Here is a 2,979-nt window from a genome sequence, read left to right on the forward strand (position 1 = left end):
GGTGATGTTGCCCAGCTTCACCTGGTCACCATGATGCAGGCGCTCCGCGGCGAAACCGTACTGCCAGTCCTCGCCACCCTCACCGGAAACATAGACGGTCGCCCCGGTGGCCTCCGCCAGCTCACGGGTCCCGGACAGGTAGTCGGCGTGGATGTGGGTCTCGGTCACCGCGGTGATCGTCATCCCGTGCCGCGCGGCCAGATCCAGGTACTCGCGGACATCGCGACGGGCATCGACCACCATCGCCTCGTTCTTGGCCTGACAGCCGATGAAGTAACCGGCCTGCGCCAGGTCCTCGTCGTAGATGCGTTCGAGAAGCATGGTGCTCTCCTTGTCGGTCGGTGTTCCCTGCGAGGGGTGTGCCACGACTGTACATACCCAGGGGGGTATCGACAAGGCGGGCGGCGCATCCGGGCAGGGTGGCGTTCGCCACACGTGGTTGCGCAGGCTGTGCAATGGTGCAGCACTCGTGCAAAACTGCGAGGGTTCCGCTTCCCGCACCTACGCACCAGGAGCCAGCGCATGGCGTCATTCCTCTACCGCATCGGGCGGTCCGCCTATCTGTTCAGGTGGCGGTTCATCGCGGCCTGGATGCTGTTGATCGTCGGCGTCGGCACCGCCGCGGCCACGATGTCGCAGCAGACCAGCACCACCTTCTCGATCCCGGGCCTGGAGTCGATCGAGACCCAGGAGGAGATGCAGGAGCGGTTCGCCGGGGCGGGGGACCAACTCGACGCCCCCACGGGGACAGTGGTCATCCGGGCCCCGGAGGGCAGCACCCTCACCGATCCGGCGGTGACGGAGGACGTCGACGCATTCCTCGCACAGGTGCGGGAGCTGGACTTCCTCGCCGACACCGACGCGATCGTCAACCCGGTGATCGCCGCCGAGGGGCTGTCCCAGCAGCTGACCGAGGCCAAGGCCGCCCAGCAGATCCCACAGGAGCAGATCGAGGCCGACATCGCGGCCCTGAGCCCGCTCAGCGCGGACGAGACGACCGGCACCGTCCAGGTCCTGTTCGCGGCCGAGACGACCATGGACATCGACGCCGAGGACCGCGACGCCTTCGCGGACGTCGTGGCCGGGCACGAGGGCGACCTGACCATCGCGTACTCCGGGAACGCCTTCCAGATGTCCGAGATCAGCGCCATCGGCGAGCTCATCGGCATCGCGGTGGCGGCGGTGATCCTCCTCGTCACCTTCGGTTCGCTGATCGCCGCGGGGATGCCGCTGCTCACCGGGATCATCGGCGTCGGGATCGGCATCGCGGGCATCTTCGCGGCCACCGCCTTCACGGACACGATCAACACCATGACGCCGACCCTGGCGTCCATGATCGGTCTCGCCGTGGGCATCGACTACGCGCTGTTCATCGTCTCCCGGTTCCGCACCGAGCTGGTCAAACACATCGGGGGGAACGACCTCGAACCGGCCGAACTCGCGGAGAAGCTCAAGGCCATCGACGCCAGGCAGCGCGCGCACCTCGCCGGGCTGGCGGTCGGCAAGGCCGGCTCCGCCGTCGTCTTCGCCGGACTCACCGTGCTCGTCGCCCTCGCGGCCCTGTCGATCATCAACATCCCGTTCCTCACCGCGATGGCGCTGTCCGCCGCGGCGACCGTCGCGATCGCGGTCCTGGTCGCCATCACGCTGCTGCCCGCCATCCTCGGTGCCGTCGGGACCAGGCTCTTCGCGGCCCGCGTCAAGGGCGTCAAGGCGCCCGACCCGGAGGACGAGAAGCCGACGATGGGCCTGATGTGGGTGCGCCGCATCCGCGCCCGTCCCGTGTTCTTCGCGACCGCCGGTGTCCTGCTACTCGTCCTGCTGGCCCTGCCGGCCGTGCAGCTGCGACTGGCCATGCCGTCCGACGGCACGATGGCCCCGGACACCCCGAACCGCGTGGCCTACGACATGACCGACGAGGCGTTCGGCCCCGGTCGCAACGCCCCCATGATCGCCTTCGTGGACACGCTCGGCGTCGCGGAGGAGGAGCGTCCGGCCGCGTGGGCCATCGCCGCGGCGGACATCCAGGCGCTCGACGGTGTGCAGAATGCGCAGATCATCGAGACCAACGAGGCGGGCGACGCCGCACAACTCCTCGTCACGCCCGAGTACGGGGCCACCGACGAGCGGGCCGCGGACGTGCTCGCGGAGATCAGGTCCGGGGTCGCGGCCTTCGAACAGGAGACCGGGGGCACCTACTCCGTCACCGGCGTCACCCCGATCTACGAGGACATCTCCGAACGACTCACCGAGGTGCTGCTGCCGTACATCGCCATCGTGCTGGCGCTCGCGTTCATCCTGCTCATGCTGGTGTTCCGGTCGATCTGGGTGCCGCTGATCGCGGCGCTGGGCTTCGGCCTCTCGGTCGCGGCGACCTTCGGCGTCACCGTGGCGATCTGGCAGGAGGGCTGGGGCGGGATCATCTCCGATCCGCAACCCGTCATCAGCTTCCTGCCGATCATGCTCATCGGCATCGTGTTCGGTCTGGCGATGGACTACCAGGTGTTCCTGGTCACGAGGATGCGCGAGGGGTGGGTGCACGGCAAGACCGCACACAACGCGGTCGCCAACGGCTTCAAACACGGGGCCCGCGTCGTCACCGCCGCCGCGTTGATCATGATCAGCGTCTTCGCCGCCTTCATGACGATCGACGAGCAGTTCATCAAGGTGATGGGCTTCGCGCTGGCGATCGCGGTGCTGTTCGACGCGTTCGTGGTGCGCATGACCATCATCCCGGCCGTGATGTTCCTCCTCGGCGAGCGGGCCTGGGGCCTGCCCCGGTGGCTGGACAGGCTCCTCCCCACCGTCGACGTCGAGGGGTCGGCGCTGGAGACCGCGGAGGAGTCCGCCGAGCAGGGGACGAGCACCGCCACGGACGGCGAGGACACCGACGGCGGCGCCCACCGCGAATCGGCACTCGTCGGCGGCCGACACTCGGCCGACACCGTCGCCGAGCAGTCCCCGGGGGCGGGCCGGCAC

2 protein-coding genes are annotated in these 2,979 nt (G+C 68.8%); one reads left to right on the forward strand and one right to left on the reverse strand.

The genetic code is table 11. The features are described from left to right. The coding region (locus tag G6017_RS16310) for an MBL fold metallo-hydrolase (RefSeq protein ID WP_182618292.1) at positions 1-321 on the reverse strand (321 nt) is incomplete at its 3' end. 201 nt (positions 322-522) lie between these two features. On the opposite strand from G6017_RS16310, the gene G6017_RS16315 reads away from it, so the two are divergent. Then, the coding region (locus G6017_RS16315; RefSeq protein ID WP_182618321.1) for an MMPL family transporter at positions 523-2,979 on the forward strand (2,457 nt) is incomplete at its 3' end.

Source organism: Dietzia sp. B44, from assembly GCF_014145245.1.
Classification (GTDB): Bacteria; Actinomycetota; Actinomycetes; order Mycobacteriales; family Mycobacteriaceae; genus Dietzia; species Dietzia natronolimnaea.